Annotated in this window: 16 protein-coding genes and 1 riboswitch; of the genes, 1 reads left to right on the forward strand and 15 read right to left on the reverse strand. The window is 49.0% G+C overall.

Translation table 11 applies throughout. The features are described 5' to 3' along the window. Positions 1-251: 251 nt before the first annotated feature. The gene (locus JET16_RS24820; protein ID WP_199621632.1) at positions 252-1,532 is read left to right on the forward strand and encodes a glycoside hydrolase family 27 protein; all 1,281 of its coding nucleotides are present in this window, start codon (positions 252-254) and stop codon (positions 1,530-1,532) included. Between the two features lie 76 nt (positions 1,533-1,608). On the opposite strand, the gene JET16_RS24825 is transcribed toward JET16_RS24820, so the two are convergent. From JET16_RS24825 to JET16_RS24895, 15 genes are all read right to left on the reverse strand, one after another. Then, a complete protein-coding gene (locus JET16_RS24825) occupies positions 1,609-3,354 on the reverse strand; it encodes a diguanylate cyclase (protein ID WP_199621634.1) in 1,746 nt (581 codons plus the stop codon). After that, positions 3,347-4,447: an ABC transporter substrate-binding protein gene (locus JET16_RS24830; RefSeq protein WP_199621636.1), complete on the reverse strand. Its 1,101-nt coding sequence runs from the start codon at positions 4,445-4,447 to the stop codon at positions 3,347-3,349. The genes JET16_RS24825 and JET16_RS24830 overlap by 8 nt, the downstream gene beginning before the upstream one ends. 96 nt (positions 4,448-4,543) lie before the next feature. Then, a riboswitch (cyclic di-GMP riboswitch) is annotated at positions 4,544-4,625 on the reverse strand. 114 nt (positions 4,626-4,739) lie between these two features. Beyond that, entirely contained in the window at positions 4,740-5,264 is a 525-nt protein-coding gene (locus JET16_RS24835) for a YfiT family bacillithiol transferase (protein ID WP_199621638.1), read from the reverse strand. Between the two features lie 45 nt (positions 5,265-5,309). Beyond that, positions 5,310-5,642, reverse strand: coding sequence for a VOC family protein (locus JET16_RS31185; RefSeq protein WP_199621756.1), 333 nt, complete (start codon positions 5,640-5,642; stop codon positions 5,310-5,312). A gap of 128 nt (positions 5,643-5,770) precedes the next feature. Beyond that, positions 5,771-6,064 carry a type II toxin-antitoxin system RelE/ParE family toxin gene (locus JET16_RS24845; protein WP_199621642.1) on the reverse strand — a complete coding sequence of 98 codons (294 nt, stop codon included), beginning with the start codon at positions 6,062-6,064 and terminating at the stop codon, positions 5,771-5,773. After that, positions 6,049-6,231 (reverse strand): hypothetical protein, encoded by a 183-nt coding sequence (locus tag JET16_RS24850; RefSeq protein WP_199621645.1) that lies wholly within the window; start codon positions 6,229-6,231, stop codon positions 6,049-6,051. The genes JET16_RS24845 and JET16_RS24850 overlap by 16 nt, the downstream gene beginning before the upstream one ends. 210 nt (positions 6,232-6,441) lie before the next feature. Next, positions 6,442-8,040, reverse strand: coding sequence for a xylulokinase (locus JET16_RS24855; protein WP_199621648.1), 1,599 nt, complete (start codon positions 8,038-8,040; stop codon positions 6,442-6,444). A gap of 41 nt (positions 8,041-8,081) precedes the next feature. After that, positions 8,082-9,248 carry a sn-glycerol-1-phosphate dehydrogenase gene (locus JET16_RS24860; RefSeq protein WP_325176776.1) on the reverse strand — a complete coding sequence of 389 codons (1,167 nt, stop codon included), beginning with the start codon at positions 9,246-9,248 and terminating at the stop codon, positions 8,082-8,084. A gap of 26 nt (positions 9,249-9,274) precedes the next feature. Continuing rightward, positions 9,275-10,267, reverse strand: coding sequence for an aldose 1-epimerase (locus JET16_RS24865; protein WP_199621650.1), 993 nt, complete (start codon positions 10,265-10,267; stop codon positions 9,275-9,277). A 94-nt stretch (positions 10,268-10,361) separates the two neighbouring features. Further along, positions 10,362-11,840, reverse strand: coding sequence for an L-arabinose isomerase (gene araA, locus JET16_RS24870; RefSeq protein WP_199621652.1), 1,479 nt, complete (start codon positions 11,838-11,840; stop codon positions 10,362-10,364). Positions 11,841-11,884: 44 nt separating this feature from the next. Further along, entirely contained in the window at positions 11,885-12,580 is a 696-nt protein-coding gene (gene araD, locus JET16_RS24875) for an L-ribulose-5-phosphate 4-epimerase (RefSeq protein ID WP_199621654.1), read from the reverse strand. A gap of 134 nt (positions 12,581-12,714) precedes the next feature. Next, complete coding sequence (locus tag JET16_RS24880; RefSeq protein ID WP_199621656.1) at positions 12,715-13,491, reverse strand: RQC-minor-1 family DNA-binding protein; 777 nt, start codon at positions 13,489-13,491, stop codon at positions 12,715-12,717. 25 nt (positions 13,492-13,516) lie between these two features. After that, positions 13,517-15,205, reverse strand: coding sequence for an SWIM zinc finger family protein (locus tag JET16_RS24885; protein ID WP_199621658.1), 1,689 nt, complete (start codon positions 15,203-15,205; stop codon positions 13,517-13,519). A gap of 281 nt (positions 15,206-15,486) precedes the next feature. Then, the gene (locus JET16_RS24890) at positions 15,487-15,927 is read right to left on the reverse strand and encodes a hypothetical protein (protein WP_199621660.1); all 441 of its coding nucleotides are present in this window, start codon (positions 15,925-15,927) and stop codon (positions 15,487-15,489) included. A 442-nt stretch (positions 15,928-16,369) separates the two neighbouring features. Next, entirely contained in the window at positions 16,370-17,461 is a 1,092-nt protein-coding gene (locus tag JET16_RS24895; protein ID WP_199621662.1) for a GntR family transcriptional regulator, read from the reverse strand. Positions 17,462-17,509 lie beyond the last annotated feature (48 nt).

Here is a 17,509-nt window from a genome sequence, read left to right on the forward strand (position 1 = left end):
GCACCTTCCTCTGCTCATCCGATTTTCGTTTTTCTCTGTACAAAGCTAACTGCATGATTTATAGTTTTATTAATCGATTTACATAAACATTGTAGATGCGAGTTTTTATATTTGTCAATCGGAAAAATACAATATATTTGCGTTTTATCAAGAAAAATTGAAAATTATAATGAAAAATCGACATATTGCGTGTAATATTTATTCATATAAATGTAGTTATATATCTATTAACTATTTTGGGAGGAAACAGCATGAATCATCACCGTTTTGCTCCAGTTCCGCCGATGGGTTGGAACAGTTGGGATTGTTACGGAGCGGCCGTCCGGGAAGAAGAAATTCGCGGAAATGCGGAGTATATTGCAAAACACTTGAAGCCGTACGGTTGGGAATATGTCGTTGTCGACATCCAATGGTACGAGCCCGGTGCGGTTTCATCCCAGTACAGGCCGTTCGTCCCGTTGGAGATGGATGCGTATTCGCGTCTTGTTCCGGCCGTCAACCGATTTCCTTCCGCCGCGGGCGGTCAAGGCTTCAAGCCGCTTGCCGATTATGTGCACAGCCTTTCCTTGAAGTTCGGCATTCACATCATGCGCGGCATTCCGCGCCAGGCGGTCCATGCAGCGACGCCGATCCTGGGGACAGACGCCACGGCGAGAGATATCGCGCACCCGAATTCCATATGCCCATGGAATACGGATATGTACGGAGTGGACGCTTCTAAAGAAGGAGCGCAGGAATATTACGATTCGCTGTTCAGGATGTATGCGGAGTGGGGTGTCGACTTCGTCAAGGTCGACGATATCGCAGCGTCGAAGCTGTATCATATTCACTTGGATGAAATCGAACTGATCCGCAAAGCGATCGACCGCTGCGGCCGTCCCATGGTATTGAGCCTGTCTCCGGGACCCGCCCCGCTCGAGCATGCCGACCATTTTCTAAAGAATGCGAACATGTGGCGGATGACCGACGATTTCTGGGATTTGTGGCCGCTGCTTCTCGGCATGTTCGAACGCTGCGAGAAGTGGGCGGACTTTGCCGGTCCGGGGCATTGGCCGGATTGCGACATGCTGCCTCTAGGCCATCTCGGCATCCGTTCGGTCGACGGCGGCGGCTCCGACCGTTGGACGCGATTTACCCGGGACGAACAATTGACCATGATGACGTTATGGTGTATCTTCCGTTCACCGCTCATGTTCGGGGGAGAGCTTCGCGATAACGACGACTGGACGCTTTCACTGCTTACTAACGAAGAAGTGTTGGATATGCATAGAAACAGCTTCGGCGCGCGGCAAGTATACAGAGAGAACGATCGGGTCGTATGGACGGCGAAGGGGAACGACGGAAGCGTTTATGCCGCATTGTTCAACATCGGGGACGATCCCGCTGAAGTCGCCGTTTCACTCGAGCAATTAGGAACCGATTCGCCGAAGGAAGCGAGAGATTTATGGAACCGGAAAAATATCGGCGCCATCTCGCAGTCGCTCTCGGCCGCCCTTCCTCCTCACAGCGCTTCGCTTTATAAGTTGGTGTAGCCAAAGATGCAGGCGGCCAAGTGATGTCAACAATGACGCGCTTGGCCGCCCGTTTATTTGATTGATCGCCTTTGATTCAAGAGTAGGAAGAGTCTATAATCACCGCACGGTTTCTGCCTTGTGCTTTGGCGGCATATAAAGCTTCATCGGCTCTGTGGAGGAGCATTTCAATACTATCTTCGCCCAATAGTTCCGCAACTCCCAAGCTTATTGAAATCTGCAGCGGTCCCTTATCGGTCTGGAATACATATTCAAACACTTTCCTGCACATGCGTTCAGCCACTCGGTGCCCCGCTTGTCCGTCCGTTTCGGGCAGAAGCACCACGAACTCCTCACCGCCGAAACGAGCAATAATTTGCTTTGCAGGGAGTACGTCCGCAATGGTCGAAGCCAATCGGCGGAGAACTTCATCGCCAATCAAATGTCCGTATCGGTCATTGATTTGCTTAAAGTAATCGATATCGAATAAGATAACCGACAACGGTTTGCGATGCTCCCGCGCCAATTCAATTTCCTGCTGTGCCAGTTGATAAAAATGCCGGCGGTTATACATGCCCGTCAATTCGTCGGTCACCGCCATTTTTTCCATTTGCCGGTACATCATGGCGTTATCAATGGCAATGCCGGCCTGGCTCGTATAAGTCAATGCGAGCTCGACTTCACTTTGTTCAAAATCGCGATCTTCTCTTTCCAATATCGCCATACCTATCAACTTGCTGTGCAAGCGAATAGGAACGGCCATGATGGAATCGTTTTCACCATTGAGATGGGAAACGACCGGCTGCCCGCGTTTCACCAATTGCCGATAGCATGCATGTATGATATCCAAGTCCATTTCCGGCATATTCCCATCGCATACGTGCAAAGCTTTAAGTTCCGGGCTTCCATTATCATAAATCCACAAGCTTGCACGGCTGAATCTGACAAAATCTTTTAAATGTTCCATTGCAAGCCGTTGAACTTTATGCTCATCCAATGTAGAGCTCAGCGAATACAGCGCTTGTCTGAGCGATTCGGATAACCGGCTTCTCTCCCTTTCGAACACGTTCTCCATCTGGAGCTGGGTCGCTCTCTCCTGCGATTGCATAAGCTCTTTTATCTTTGAAAGCATTTGATTTAACGTTTCGCCAAGCGCCCCGAATTCATCGTTCGATCGAATTTTCACGCGAGCGTTTAAATTGCCCGCGCCCGCATCCGCCATAATTGCTGTAATCGCCTGCAGCGGCTTGGTTACCCAATTGGTTAATATCGTTATTAACAAAATCAAGGACACCATAAAGAAAAGAAAAGACTGCAGCACGGAATAATAAATAAGCTTTTTCGTTTTATCTGCAATATATTCACTTGAAACGGCGATTAGGACCGCGCCCTGCACGGCATTCGCATCGTCCGCAACAGGCATCAACGCGGCATAGTAATTTTTATTTTCTACGGATATGCCGATATGAGTTTCTTTGCCGCTCTCCAAAGCTTCCTTATACAGGGCGTTATCGAACGTAATGGAGTCGGGTTTCTCGGAACCGCTTCGGAACAGCAGATCTCCTGTATTATCGAACACGAATACATAAGACACTTCCGGATTTTTGGCGGCGACCTCGCGGCATATTTCGTCGAACTGATATATATCCTTGATATCCAATCCCAGCGACAAAATCCGTTCCAGCTGTTGCTTTACGACTCCGCCGAGTTGGAACATTTCCTTCTCTACCGCTTTCCCGTATTCTTGTTTAAAAATATAACCGCTAATGAAGTTGTTTGTCCCGATCGTTATCAATAATATTGTTACAAGCAGCAATATTATTTTATACTTTAGCCTATTCATTCGTTGACTCCCATTCGTACTTCGTTGCAATTTTTGAGCTTAACAACGTTTTGCTGTTGATCCGAATTCCTAAATCGTCCGCACGCGCCTTGTTGATTAACGGCTCTCCCTTCATCGAAGAACGAATCGGGAGGCTGCCCGGAGTTTTCCCGTCTATCAAAATGCGCCTTGCCAACAGTCCGGCCTCATAGCCTTGCTCGTAACCGGATACGCTTACAACTGCAAGCGTGCCGAAAGAAACCCGGTCTTTCCAAAAGCTGAAGTCGGGAATATTGCTGTTTTCGGCGGTCCACTTCAATACTTCGCGGTAATGGACATTTTCGCCGGCTTCGTCTTTAAACGTAAATATGCCTATCAGCGCTATCGCATCCACTTCGGTTTGAAGTTGTTTGATGCGGTTTTGATAGGCTTCAAACGAGTTGAGACGATCCCATGAAACAAATTCCACATCTTCGAGCTGCGGAATTGTCTCATTCATTCTCTTCTCGACGGATACCCACATAGGGTCCTCATCGAATATTACGGCGATTTTACGCACATCCGGAACGAATTCTTTCAACAACCGAACGCTCTCGGCGAAATGTTCGTGTTCTACCACTCCCGTAACGTTAGGGGCTGTCGTATAATCGTACGTTTCCGGTTCTTTATTTACCGCGCTAAACACAATCGGCAAGGAGGTGCCGGCATAGTGCCGCGCGACATATTCTTGAGCATCGTCATCGCTGGCGTACAGTAAATCAGGCTTCCATGACTCTATCAATTCTCTCGCCTGTTTCGCTTTTTCCCGCTTTTGTTCTTCGGCGCTGAAATTTTTCGTATCCATCTCGAACACTTTGTACTCTATATTTGCGCTCCCCAGAGCGTCCTTAAATCCTTGCAACTGGGTTTCCGTCCATTCCCACGGGGTATGGTAGCTCATAACGTGTAAAATCTTGAAAGCTTTGCCGCTATCCGGCTTATTTGTGTCTTGAGACTGTTTCGCCGCAGACAGATCACGCTGCGCCTGCTGGATCCCTAAACAACCGGATGTGATGACAACGCAGGCCAAAATAACGAGGAAGGTGACTAAACTACGTATTTTATATTTCCCCATATGTACTTCCCCTTCCGGTCATCCTTATCGTTCATCAGATAAAAAAAATAAAAGCCGCATACCAATGCGGCCACTTCATTCAGTGAAACGAATGCGTTCGGCAACCCGGCTGCCATAGTTCAACGTTAGGCCCGTGGCTTTGCGTCCCTGATTTTCATCAGGTTTGCATTGTTCGTGCATTGTTTATAGTTATATTGCACTAATTATAACGACCTATGTCGAATAATGTCAATTAGTATTGCAGATTCTCGCCAAGCGAACTGGTCCGGCCAGCACATGATCCGGCAGCGGTTTACCATCCGCTCTTGTCTACTAATGATTTTATTTGGGCGGTATGGTGCCGGTTATGCCAAACAAATCTTTGAAGTGCAATGTCGACAGTGATCGAACCTAGTACTTTCGTTCTTAATTTTCTGATAAATTCTTCGGGGTTGAGACCATTAAGCAATATAAGAAATCGGCTGTGAAGCGCTTCGAGGAGCGTAAGAGAGGTTTCAATGGGGACGTTCTTGTAATCGTTAAGTTCTGCCCACAAATCTTCACGGTAAGAATCCGATAGGGGGTCGTCTTCGGTTAGCGCCCTCTTGAATCGCAAGTAAGCGTTCATATCGTTATCGGCCATATGATGCACTATTTGTTGAATGGTCCACCCGCCGGGGCGAAAAGGTACTTGCAGTTGTTCAGGTTTAAGGCGGTTCAACATATTTGTAAGGTTCTTCGAAATATCGGGGATTTGATTTATGTACCCTTTGCGCTGTTCGGAAGTAGGATTTGGAATCGGTTCAAATTGGCCGATCGGGTAACGCAAATCATCCATTGATTAAAATCCCCCTGCTTATAAACTTCGTTCTATAGTTAAAAACTAATTTTCCCCAATAAATATTGTGTTTTGATCCACAAAAGAAACAGGGTTTCCGAATGGGTCTTTGCAATAGAAAATTCGCTCCCCCCACGGCATAATCTGGATATCTCCTTCAAGTTCGCCTCCTGATACTCTCACTAAACTATAAGTCGTCTCCAGATCCTCGACAGCAAAATAAATATATTGATTACTATGAAAATTCCATTTTTCCTGTTTGTCTCCTTCCTTTACAGGATCGTAACAAGCTAATATTGTACCGTTACATTTGAAATAATGGGTCCCAAGGAGACTCGTTCTCCCTTTATCTGCAGTACCTCTTGATAAAACAATGATGCTTTTTCTATATCATTGACCGGCATAATTACACGATATAATTTTGGCGGATTCATTTATTCCATCTCCTCTTGTTCACCGAATAATTGTATCCTCTGATGGTTTCGCTTACCATATTTTCCTAATTGTCATTCTTCACCCCTATAATCCCTTGCCCCGTGTATGATTGTTGTAATGATTACATTATCATTACTGACTCGGTAAATAATTCTATACCTATGTACAAAAAGTTCCCGCATATTAGGATCGTCCAATTCCGGAACAATACGTCCTCTATGCGGGAAATTCATTAGTGTCTTCGCTTTGTCCATCACATCTTCATAAAAAGACATCGCATAATAAGGGGAGTCTTCAGAAATATAAGCGACGATGTTTTGGAGATCTTTAAATGCGGATATTGTCCAGATTACTTCTTTAGCCATTGAGCCATCCTCGTTTTCACTTCTTCATGCGTTAATACATTCCCCTCGTCCAAGTCCTTCAACCCTTTCTCAATCTTGGATCGAACATACAACTTGTATTGAAGGTCTTCAATTGAAAAGTTTTCGGGAAGACTATCGATCATTTGTTTTAGTTCTTCTTTCTCCATTTAGTTATCACCTCATCAAAATTATAACATTGAAATTCATGAAGTTCATGCAGAACTGGATAATTTCAATGTTGACACCAAACCTCCCTCAATTCGCGGTCCGGCTTCCTTGAATATATTTCAGATATGGGGTGGGTTCAAATTGGCCGATAGAGTAGCGCAAATGGTCCATTTTCTAATATCCCACCCCCCATAAACTTCTTTTTATAGTTAATTCAGATAATCTACTGCCGCTCTTTCGATAGCAAGTCCCTTGATGTAACGTTTCATAAATTCATTAAAACCTGCTACATCATTAGGATCAGGATCTATACTCGTACCCATTTTCCCTGCAAATACTTTCTCATTTAGATAATGTTCTAAGGTTTCATTATCCGCCTTGTTGATCATATAGGATGCAAGAAGAGCGATACCCCACGCTCCGCCTTCACCTGCAGTTTCCATTACGGAAACAGGTACATCAATCGCAGCAGCCATAATCCTCTGTCCTACGCCTTTGGTCTTAAATAAGCCGCCGTGACCTAAGATTCGATCCAATTTAACTTCTTCTTGTTTGAGAAGAATATCCATACCGATCTTCAGAGCGCCCAATGCTGTAAATAAATGTACGCGCATAAAATTAGCCAGGTTGAATTTACTTTCTGAGGAACGCACAAACAATGGGCGGCCTTCTTCAAAATGTGTAATGTGCTCACCGGAAAGATAGCCGTAAGCCAATAAACCGCCGCAGTCCGGATCTCCTTGAAGCGCCAAATTATATAAAGTTCCATATAACTTATTCATGTCAACTTCCAGACCCATCGCTTTTGCAAATTCGTCAAACAGTCCGACCCAAGCGTTCAAATCCGAGGAACAGTTATTGGAATGAGCCATCGCTACCAGGTTACCGGTAGGCGTTGTTACGAGGTCGATCTCGGAATATACTTTTGACAATTCCTTTTCGAGTACAACCATAGCAAATACTGAAGTTCCGGCAGAAACATTACCCGTACGCTTCGCTATGCTATTTGTCGCTACCATACCGGTTCCTGCATCACCTTCCGGCGGGCAAAGCGGAATACCGGACTGCAATTCTCCTGTAACATCCAACAGCTTCGCTCCTTCTTCCGTGAGAACACCGGCATTTTCACCGGCTGCCAAAACCTTCGGCAAGATATCCTCAAGTTTCCATGGAAGATTCTTGGAAGCAATCAATTCATTGAACTGCTTTATCATCGTTTCATTATAATTTTTCGTATTCAAGTCAATAGGGAGTACACCGGAAGCTTCACCAACGCCCAGAACCTTCTGTCCTGTCAGTTTCCAATGAATGTAACCCGCTAAGGTTGTTAGGAAGCTAATGTCGGCTACATGCTCCTCCTGATTTAAGATCGCTTGATAAAGATGAGCGGTACTCCATCTCTGAGGAATGTGGTAGTCAAACAATGTTGTCAGTGCTTCAGAAGCTTGTCCGGTAAAATTGTTACGCCAGGTACGGAACGGTACTAACAGCTCTCCGTTTTTGTCAAAAGCCATATAGCCATGCATCATACCGCTAAAGCCGATTGCTCCTATTGTTTGTAAAGTGACTCCATATTGTTGTTTCACATCGCTCGCCATCTTTTGATAACTGTCCTGTAAACCCTTCCAAATATCCTCTAAGCTGTAAGTCCAGATATTGTTCACATAGCTGTTTTCCCAGTCGTGGCTGCCGGATGCGATAGGTGCATTATCTTCACCAATGAGAACCGCTTTTATTCGGGTTGAGCCAAATTCAATACCAAGTGCTGTCTTGCCGCTCAGAATGGCATTTTTTACGTCATAAGCCATGTTACTCTCCTCCAAATTAAAGAAATAATATTCTCAACCGGTTACCCGATCCGCTCGTTATAATACCTCAACAGCGTGCCCCGATTCGGACGCACACGATGGGCCTCTTTCAGGCCGCGAGCCGCAAGCTCGCTGTCGATTCCCAGCTCCTCCAGCGTGGAAGGACCCCGGACTTTCGCAAGAAGCTCCTTAAGCATCGCTTCGTCCGGGATCTCCCGCAGAAGACTGCCGACCTCATCTCTGCCGGCACCATTCCATTCGATCAAGCCTTCATCCGCAATCCGCCGGTATAAGGCCGCCACAACCGTGCAGGCGACGCCGACTTTGGCGCCGTGCAGCAGCTGTCTCTTTCCCGTCCGGATAAAATCCATTTCCCAATAGTGGGACAAATGGTGCTCCGCTCCCGACGCCGGGTGGGATTGCCCGAAAATAAGCATAGCGAGTCCGGATTCGATGAGCGCAGCGGTAAGCTTCGTTATGCCTTCTTCGCTTGCTCTGCCGATGGCGGCGGCATTGTCGATGCAAGCCTGCAGCGCCTCCTCCGTAATCCGGGCGACCAGCGGAGAGTAAGGCTCTCCTGCGCTCAACCTGCCGAATTTCCAATCGAACAAGGACGTGCTCTTGCCAAGCATATCTCCGAAGCCCGCGGCGACCATCCGGACGGGCGCCTTCCGCAAAATGTCGGTATCTGCAAATATCGCAATAGGTCCGCTTGCCTGCACCGTGATCTTGTCTCCCCGGATCAAGAGGGGGGCGCCTCTAGAGGTAAAACCGTCGACCGAAGGAGCGGCAGGCACCGAAACAAAAGGAAGACCGGAAGTAAACGCAGCATACCGGGCAATGTCATGAAGCGTTCCGGCGCCGGCAACAACGACGATATCGGCCTGCGTCCTCTGGATGTCCAGAAGCACCTGGATGACGGAGGCTTCGTCAGCCACAACGTCTCCTAACGGATTCGGCTTCACAAGAGTCAGGTTCGCTGTCAATCCGCGTGAAGACAAGCGGTCAGACAATAGCTTCCCAGCCTCTTCGAACGTGTGGGAGTCCGCAACGAGCAAAATCCGCCGATACCCGCCTTCTTCCAGATAAACCGCCGCGCTGACGACGGCTCCCGGCTCCAAAACGATTTGCTCAGGAAACGGGACTCCGCCGATCGGTTCATTCATTTCTTCCGCCATTCTTGTTATCCGTTCCAAAATGCGACTCACAACCGCCGCCTCCTTCCGGGGACATTTTAACCCTTAATATAAATCCGGCTTGTTTCTTCCCAAATCTCGCCCGGCTTAAGCGAAAACACGCCGATCTCTTCCGGAGGCAGATCCGTATTCGGTCCGTTCACCAGGTTCATTTGCGGTTCCGGGCAGAAGAAGCCTTCCGTCGCGTTGTTGTTCCAAATCATCCATTGTTTATAGGAAGTGCCGACATCATACACGAGAGTCACGCCAAGCTTCGTGTCGGTCAGCTCCATCCGGTTGCTGCCGTTCTGTGGAACCGCCGTATAATGGTTATCCCATGATTCGGTGAACGGGTACACGCCTTCTCCGCGAAGCTGTTCTTCCACGCTCGATAACGGCTGGAATTTACCGGTCGGAAGCATCCGCTCGTTCATTTCCCAGCGGTTCCCGATCGTCAGCCTCACGCGATAATCTTTCGCGCTGCTGCCCGCAGCGAACGGCGCGTTGACGGCCGTGTGGAATGCGACGAGGCAAGGCAGATCCTCCTCACCCGAGTTGCGCATGTAAGTATGCTGGAACAATCCGTCGACGCTTAATGCGTAACGCAGGCGAATCGTAAACTTGAACGGAAAATATTTGAACACCGGGTGCTGCTCGTCAACGGTCAACGATACCGTCACGAAGCTTTCATTCGGAGTCGAGCCGTAGTCATCGACCGACCATGGGACATTATATAGAAACCCGTGTAAGTGGTTGCCCCGCGAAGTCTCATTGACGGGGAGTTGGTATGTCTTGCCATTCCAGCGAAACTTGCCGTCTTGGAATCGATTAGGCGGGACTAGGACGGGAATGCCGTGGACATACGGAAGCGCCCGGAATTCGTTCATTTCATGCTGCTCGGGTTCGCGGAGGATGCGATAACCTTTCTCCACGTCGCGAAATGCGATTAAATTACCTCCCACACCCGGAAGGATCGCCGCTTCATAGGGACCTGCCTTTAACCATACGGCTTTCTCGTCGAAATAATTACCTTCGAATGCGCTGCATTGCATGCAGTTTCCACTCCTCTTCAATTTGAAAAAGGACTCAAGCGCGTATCTTTGCAATATGCGGAGTCCTTTTTCTCAGTTTAGATTAGCTTTAGCACTACCGGAGACGCCATGCCATATCGTTCAATCTTAACTCGTTGCGGAACGCATACGGAGTCGTATCCTTGCCGATAACGACGCATTCGATGCCGGTCATTTCCGCGAAGTCGGCCATATGCTCCGCCGTCACCATATAGGAGAAGCCGGTGTGGTGCGCGCCGCCCGCCAAAATCCACGACTCGACGCCGTCCTTCAGGTTCGGAAGTACCTTCCAAAGCACGCGCGCAACCGGAAGCTTCGGCATCGCTTTGTCCGGCTGCACCGCTTCCACTTCGTTCACAAGGAGGCGGAAACGATTGCCCATATCGATGATGGAGGCGTTGATCGCCGCGCCGGAACGGCCGTTGAATACCATGCGGGCCGGATCCTCCTTGCCGCCGATTCCGAGAGGATGCACCTCGAGTCTTGGCTTATCGGCCGCAATGGTCGGGCAAATCTCAAGCATATGCGCGCCAAGCACCAGCTCGTTCGCCGGATCAAGGTGATAAGTGTAATCCTCCATGAAGGAAGTGCCTTCGTTGCCGGCCATGATTTTCATCAACCGGACGAGAGCCGCCGTTTTCCAGTCCCCTTCGCCGCCGAAGCCGTAGCCTTGAGCCATCAGGCGCTGAACTGCAAGACCAGGCAACTGCTTCAAGCCGTGCAGATCCTCGAACGTCGTCGTGAACGCCGTAAATCCGCCTTCCTCCAGGAAAGACTTGAGGCCTAGCTCGATGCGCGCTTGATAACGGATCGATTCACGCGCCGCTTCGTCGCCCACAATGTCATAGAGCTGGGCGTACTCGTCCATCAACCGGTTCAGTTCGGCGTCAGTTACCTCGTTAACTCGCTGCACCAAGTCGCCGACGCCATAACCGTTCACGGACCATCCGAACTTAATTTGCGCTTCGACCTTATCCCCTTCCGTAACGGCCACCTGACGCATGTTGTCTCCGAAACGCGCCACCTTCAGCTGCTTGCTTTCAGCAGCCGCAACCGCCGTACGCATCCATTCCCCTAAGCGGCGGCGAACCGCCGGATCTTCCCAGTAACCGACAACGACTTTGCGGGAAATGCCCATGCGCGCTCCGATGAAGCCATATTCCCGGTCTCCGTGCGCCGCCTGGTTCAAGTTCATGAAATCCATGTCGATCGTATCCCAAGGAATGTCGCGGTTGTACTGGGTTGCAAAGTGAAGCAGCGGCTTATTCAGCTGCTTCAAGCCGGCAATCCACATTTTCGCAGGAGAGAACGTGTGCATCCATGTGATGATGCCCGCGCAATTGTCATCGGCATTCGCCTCGATGATCAGTCTGCGGATCGCGTCCGGCGTCGTCAGCACCGGCTGGAACACGACCTTGAACGGAATCGCGTTATCCGCGTCCAAACCCTCGGTAATTCTTCTCGAATGCTCTTCCACTTGCTTCAGCGTTTCCGGACCGTACAAATGCTGGCTGCCGGTTACGAACCAAAATTGATAAGGTTTTACCTGTAACATCGAATAATCCTCCTTATAATAGCCGTGCATGAGCTTCCATCTTCTTATTTCTTAATTTGACCGTAGTAAGCGTTCGCACCGTGTTTACGCAAGAAGTGGCGATCCAACAATGCCTGGTCCATCGGCCGGACATCCGGATTCAAGCTAAGCGTGCGGTGCGCGATTTTCGCCACCTCTTCCAGCACGACCGCGTTATGAACCGCATCGTGCGCATCCTTGCCCCACGCGAACGGCGCATGGCAGTTGACGAGCACGCCGGGAACGGCGGAAGGATCCAAATCGCCGAACGTTTCCACGATGACATTGCCGGTCTCCTTCTCGTAAGCCCCATTTATTTCCGCTTCCGTCATCGGCCTTGTGCAGGGGATTTCTCCGTAGAAGTAATCCGCATGCGTCGTGCCGAGTGCCGGAATGCCCATTCCCGCTTGCGCCCAGCTCGTAGCCCAAGGCGAATGGGTATGAACGATGCCGCCAATATTGTCGAAAGCTTTATATAGCACCACATGCGTGGGAGTGTCGGAAGACGGCTTGTATTTCCCTTCGACGACATTGCCGTCCAAATCGACCACGACCATATCGTCCGGTTTGAGCTCTTCGTAAGGAACTCCGCTCGGTTTAATGACCACAAGCCCTTCCTTACGGTCGATGCCGCTCACGTTGCCCCAAGTAAACGTAACCAGCTTGTACTTCGGCAAGTCTGCATTCGCTTCATACACCTCTTGCTTTAACCGCTCAAGCAAAGACGATCCGCCTCCTTTACGTAACTGTATGTTCAACTATCCCAATTATATAATTGTACGTACAACTTGGCTATAACTTTTTGCAAAATAAAAAGCCTGTACATACAAATGTACAGACAACGATCGCACTGATTTTATTGTTCTACGCAATAACGGCATATGTCCGGGAACCGAAAAGCTCCGCCCGCATAGCAGTCCGGGTTCGTCTCGTCAATCAAATAGATTCCGTCGCATTCCTGGCATACCGCGAGAACCGGATCGGAACCGCGTACCAGCAACGTTTGAGCCCTTTCCCGCTTCAACTGTTCCCAAGCCGATTCTTCGAGGTGTTCCCTCCGCTCCAGCGCGTCCATCACGTTGCGGATTTCCGCGCGAACCTTCTTGAAGTCCACTTGTTCCCACAACGATAAGAAGGGTATGTACTTCTTGTCCCCTCTGCATAAAATCTTATACAGGAATAACAAAATCATGCCCCGGTTGCGTTCCTTCAAATATTCCATGCTGATCGGCACAATCTTGTTCTCAATCCAATCGTCCCATTCCCGCAAAAACTCTTCGGCGCGTCTTTCGCGCTCGATCGCCCAACCCAGCGGAGTGAATACAATCATTGGAAGCTTGCCCGACATCTCTGTCTTCAAAAAGCCGCCGTCAATCATCCTGTCCACTTTTTCCATAATCTGCTCCGGTTTTAGCTCTTTAAAGCAACCATATGCAGGATTGCGGTCCAGGCCTAGTTCTAGCAGCTTCTTCTCTTTAGAGCCTTTCAAAATTTTCGAAAGAAGCGTGCGGCCCCCTTCCGCAATAATATCGTCGGCGGCACGCAGTATAGCCAACACCTCGTGTTCCGGAAGCGGCATGATCCGGTTGCTTTCTTTACTCCTGGACTTCTTCAATGACCGCTCTCTTGCCATTCTCGGCTCCCTCCTCTATGTGACATCAAACTTTGCTCAATTCGTCTCTAAAAGCAGGTTTATTAGGATACATGGCAAGCAGCCTGCGAACGGTTTGCGCTGCCTCTTCTTTCCCTGCGGCTTTCTGCAGCATTCGAACGATCCGGCAAACATCCCGATAATGATTTCTCGTGCTGGCTTGTTTCGCTGTCGCTTCAATATGCGCTTGAAACAACTCTTTGACTTCTTTTGGAAACTGCTCATTTAAATTCGGATAAAATCTTTCGATTTGGGAGGGCTGCTTTTGCACGTATACCAAGAGACGCTCGGTTTCCTGCTCTTCCACTAGGATTCGCGTGTAAATGTCCTTTGGCCATCTGTCCATTTCCAACTGTTGAAGCATCTGTTTATAAACCGGCGGCCACTCCGAAGCGGGGTACGTATCTTTTACTTGTTTGTAGTACGAATAATCGCCGTCAAGCGCAAGCTCCACCCCAAGCTCACGCTGTAAATCCAGTTTACCTGAACGGCGATAAGCTTCATACCGGAGCTGCTTCCAGTGTTTGACCAGACCCGGCAAGCCTTCGGCTTGATCCTGGCTTTCTCCTTCTTCGGCCAGTCGGACGGCTTCATCATATCGCTCGTTTTCCAAGGCTTCCTCTATGGCTTTCTTCCTGAAGTCCGAAAAATGCAGATGACTGTAAAGGTAATCTCTTGCGCGATCTTCCCCCTCATTCGCCAGGAGTTGGAGCCGCATACCTGCAACACGCCCGGCAAAATAACCCCCGCTCCATGTGCCCGCATCTTCACCGGAGCTCAATCGGGAGACGTGCTCGTCCCATTCTTTACGCAAATCAGGAGTTACCGCCAAACGCGATGCGTTCCCGAGTAAATCCAATTGCCAATCGGACCATCCTTCATATCGGGGATCCTCGGACGCTTCCAGCAGTAGTTTGAACAAATGTTCTTGCTCCGCCTCCGGTATATGTTCGCACTCAAGCGTCACCTCATGAATGCGTTCCAAACATTCGTCAATGACGCCGCCGATCGTTCCGCTCGAATCGTCCGCTCCCTGAAGCAAATCGACCATCTCTTCGAGAATGCAAAGGTTGAGTGTAACAGCCCGGGTCCATTCTGCGGCTTCGTGAGCTTCCCGCGCTTTCCCGGCTGCCATCAACGCGCCTTCAACGGCATCGTCGACATTTCGCCAATTGACAAAGCCGTAACCGTCGCTATTGGCGTCAATGTAAGAACGAATGAGCTTTCTGCACTCCTCCAATTCTTCTGACCCGCCGGCTTTGGAAACATGCAGCTTGATTAGCTGTTCGGCAACATCGGAATCGGCCGCCAACAATAACAGCAAATCAATCAATTTTTCTTTGCTTTCCGATTCCAAGAGTTCTTTAAGCGTCGGAAGCTTTAGAGAATCAGGTGCAACAATACCGGTCCTGGACGGCATGTCCGCTTTCATATGACGGCTAAGCTTAAGCAATACTGCAGCCTGGTGTTTGCAAACCGGACCGTAAACATAAGGACAATCGCATTCCGACGAAACAACGCCGCCGTCTTCGTCCAGTTCCACAGTAACCTCATAAAGTTCGCTGCCTTCAACCTCAGCCTGGAAAACCAACGTATCGATTTCCTCGATCTCATGCACATGGCCGCCTGACAAATACTGTCTGCCTCTTTCCAAAATAACCGGATCAACATATTCGCTCAGATTATTAAGATTCATCGGTTTTCACTTCCTTTTAGCCTTTCTCTCTTTAGTTATATCAGCATAGCAGAGACCCGCGCAGCGGAAAAATACTTCCGCTAGAGTAATAACTGCTTCGATCTCACCGCTGTAACGGAAAATAAATTCCGCTGCGTTGTTTTCGGATGCTCCGTAACAGCTTCTATTCTATTTTAACGGAAATTTTCTTCCGCTACATATGTCATTATTTCGAAAAAACCATACAGCGGCAAAAAATTTCCGCTACATACTTTTCCTCTGCATAACTCTAGAATTGCTGTTTACTTCGCCGATAGCTTATAAGAGTTATTATAAAGTTTCTCAAGAAGCTTTCTAAACAATTTCGTGTGTTCCTCGTCCTCAAGATTGCCTTTACAAAATGTAACTACTTGCCAACCCTTGATTCTCAGCACATTTTGCCTCATTAAAAACTTGTTGTATTGTTCCTGAGTTGCCTTCCCTTCGACGATCGTATCTCCAACAATCTCGAATGCCAACCCGAGCCGCAAATCATTAAGATATAGCGAGTCATTGAACGGAAAATGCAAATACGGATACCCGGCTTTCAATCCTTGAAAGTCATAATTGACGATGGGTCCCAACCATTCTTGCAAAAATAACTGCAATTCTTCGCGATAAGTATTGGCCAGCTTTCTTCTGACGTTCGATTTGATCCATCGGTCCACGTTCGGATGAATGAATCTTTCATTCTTTGCAAGCATCGAGTCACCCTCCCAAAGTAAAAAAACGCCTGTACGCGCACCCGTTTTCCGGGTGTAGTACAGACGTTCTTCGTCACAACATTTACCATTAAATTACATCAATCGCACTTCGGTGTCAATGATTTCACTTACATTGATATGTGAGAGAGGCGGCTAGGGCACGTTAGCGGTTGAAACCACCGTTAATTTGTTAAAATTTAGGATAATCGCGAATACTATCGGTCAAAAAGGATGCTATTAAGGTCCTGTGGCGGGTATTTGCGGCAAAAGGCGGAGAATCGGCGTTACTAACGGTCCATTTTACCTCTACATTACCCGATCTGCATGCAAAGGCGTTAATAACGATCACTTTGACCGATAATCCCCTCGCCCGTTGTGACGCTGCATGGCGGACGGTCAATCCGCGATCATGCTCCGCACCAGGAACACCTACCGCCAACTCCTATAACAACGATCTCGTAGAATCCCGGATGATCAGCTCCGGCGCATATACGATATCCTTCGCGGCATCCTCGACCCTGCCTTGTATTAGGTCCAGCAGCAATTCCGCCGCGCGCACGCCCATGTCCGTCTTCGGATGGGTGAGCGTGGTGAGCTTCACCTCGGTGGCGGTCGACAGCCACGAATCATCAAAGCCGGTGACGGACAAGTCGTCCGGCACGCTCAAGCCCGTTTGCCTTGCGGCCTCCAGCAACCGGACCGCCAGCTCGTCGTTATAGCATACGAACGCGGTCGGCCGCTCCTGCTGCCTGAGCATGGACAATGCCGCATCATATGGAACCGTCGATTTCGTTTCCGTAGTGTAATGTGTAACCGTATATTGCTGCAGCGGCAATTGATGCTCGCGGAGAGCGCGGATAAATCCTTTCAACCGGTTCGCGCCCTGTAGATCGTCCGTCTTGAAAAATCCTGCGATGTTTCTGTGTCCCAAATCGATCAAATGTTTCGCCGCCGCATAGCCTCCGGATTCGTCGTCCACCTTCAAGCAAGGACAATGAAGCTCGGGATAGCGCTCGTTAATCATGATGAACGGGATATCGTGCACCTGCAGCGATAAGTACAAATCCAAATTCGGATTGCCTTGCGCGCTTTTCGTCGGCTCGATAATCAATCCCCGGACCGGCTGCGCAAGCAAAGATTCGAGGTTCTCCCGCTCCTTGTTCTTGTCGTTGTCGGTGCTTGAGAGAGTGAGGCTGTACCCCCTGCTGCGCAGAGCGCCTTCCGTGCCGCGTACGATATGCGGAAAAATATAATCGGATATATACGTTGTAATCATGCCGATCGTCTGCGTTTCCTGAAACGGTCTCGTTTTCGGCTGCGACACGAATGTGCCTTTGCCTTGAAGCCGGTACAACCGCCCTTCCTTCTCCAGCTCACCGAGCGTTTGCCGTACGGTTTGCCTGCTGATTTGAAACAGGGCCGCGATTTCATGCTCCGTCGGCATCCGTTCATTCGGCTTCATTCGTCCGGAATCAAGCCAAGTCAAAATCTCCTGTTTAAGCTGCATATATTTCGGCATTTGCTTGTCGCTCATTGTACACCCCAGTGATGCTTCCATAATTGTAAAGATTATATCATAGTC

Origin of the sequence: Paenibacillus alkalitolerans, assembly GCF_016482785.1 — a bacterium.
Lineage (GTDB): Bacteria > Bacillota > Bacilli > Paenibacillales > YIM-B00363 > Paenibacillus_AE > Paenibacillus_AE alkalitolerans.

What these genes read in the sequence shown, in the direction of transcription:
- JET16_RS24865 (WP_199621650.1), bottom strand. Translation starts at nt 10,267, where the DNA reads ATGCAATGCAGCGCATTCGAAGGTAATTATTTCGACGAGAAAGCCGTA.
- JET16_RS24885 (WP_199621658.1), bottom strand. Translation starts at nt 15,205, where the DNA reads ATGAATCTTAATAATCTGAGCGAATATGTTGATCCGGTTATTTTGGAA.
- JET16_RS24895 (WP_199621662.1), bottom strand. Translation starts at nt 17,461, where the DNA reads ATGAGCGACAAGCAAATGCCGAAATATATGCAGCTTAAACAGGAGATT.
- araA (WP_199621652.1), bottom strand. Translation starts at nt 11,840, where the DNA reads ATGTTACAGGTAAAACCTTATCAATTTTGGTTCGTAACCGGCAGCCAG.
- JET16_RS24850 (WP_199621645.1), bottom strand. Translation starts at nt 6,231, where the DNA reads ATGGAGAAAGAAGAACTAAAACAAATGATCGATAGTCTTCCCGAAAAC.
- JET16_RS24845 (WP_199621642.1), bottom strand. Translation starts at nt 6,064, where the DNA reads ATGGCTAAAGAAGTAATCTGGACAATATCCGCATTTAAAGATCTCCAA.
- JET16_RS24820 (WP_199621632.1), top strand. Translation starts at nt 252, where the DNA reads ATGAATCATCACCGTTTTGCTCCAGTTCCGCCGATGGGTTGGAACAGT.
- JET16_RS24830 (WP_199621636.1), bottom strand. Translation starts at nt 4,447, where the DNA reads ATGGGGAAATATAAAATACGTAGTTTAGTCACCTTCCTCGTTATTTTG.
- JET16_RS24835 (WP_199621638.1), bottom strand. Translation starts at nt 5,264, where the DNA reads ATGGATGATTTGCGTTACCCGATCGGCCAATTTGAACCGATTCCAAAT.
- JET16_RS24855 (WP_199621648.1), bottom strand. Translation starts at nt 8,040, where the DNA reads ATGGCTTATGACGTAAAAAATGCCATTCTGAGCGGCAAGACAGCACTT.
- JET16_RS24890 (WP_199621660.1), bottom strand. Translation starts at nt 15,927, where the DNA reads ATGCTTGCAAAGAATGAAAGATTCATTCATCCGAACGTGGACCGATGG.
- JET16_RS24880 (WP_199621656.1), bottom strand. Translation starts at nt 13,491, where the DNA reads ATGGCAAGAGAGCGGTCATTGAAGAAGTCCAGGAGTAAAGAAAGCAAC.
- JET16_RS24825 (WP_199621634.1), bottom strand. Translation starts at nt 3,354, where the DNA reads ATGAATAGGCTAAAGTATAAAATAATATTGCTGCTTGTAACAATATTA.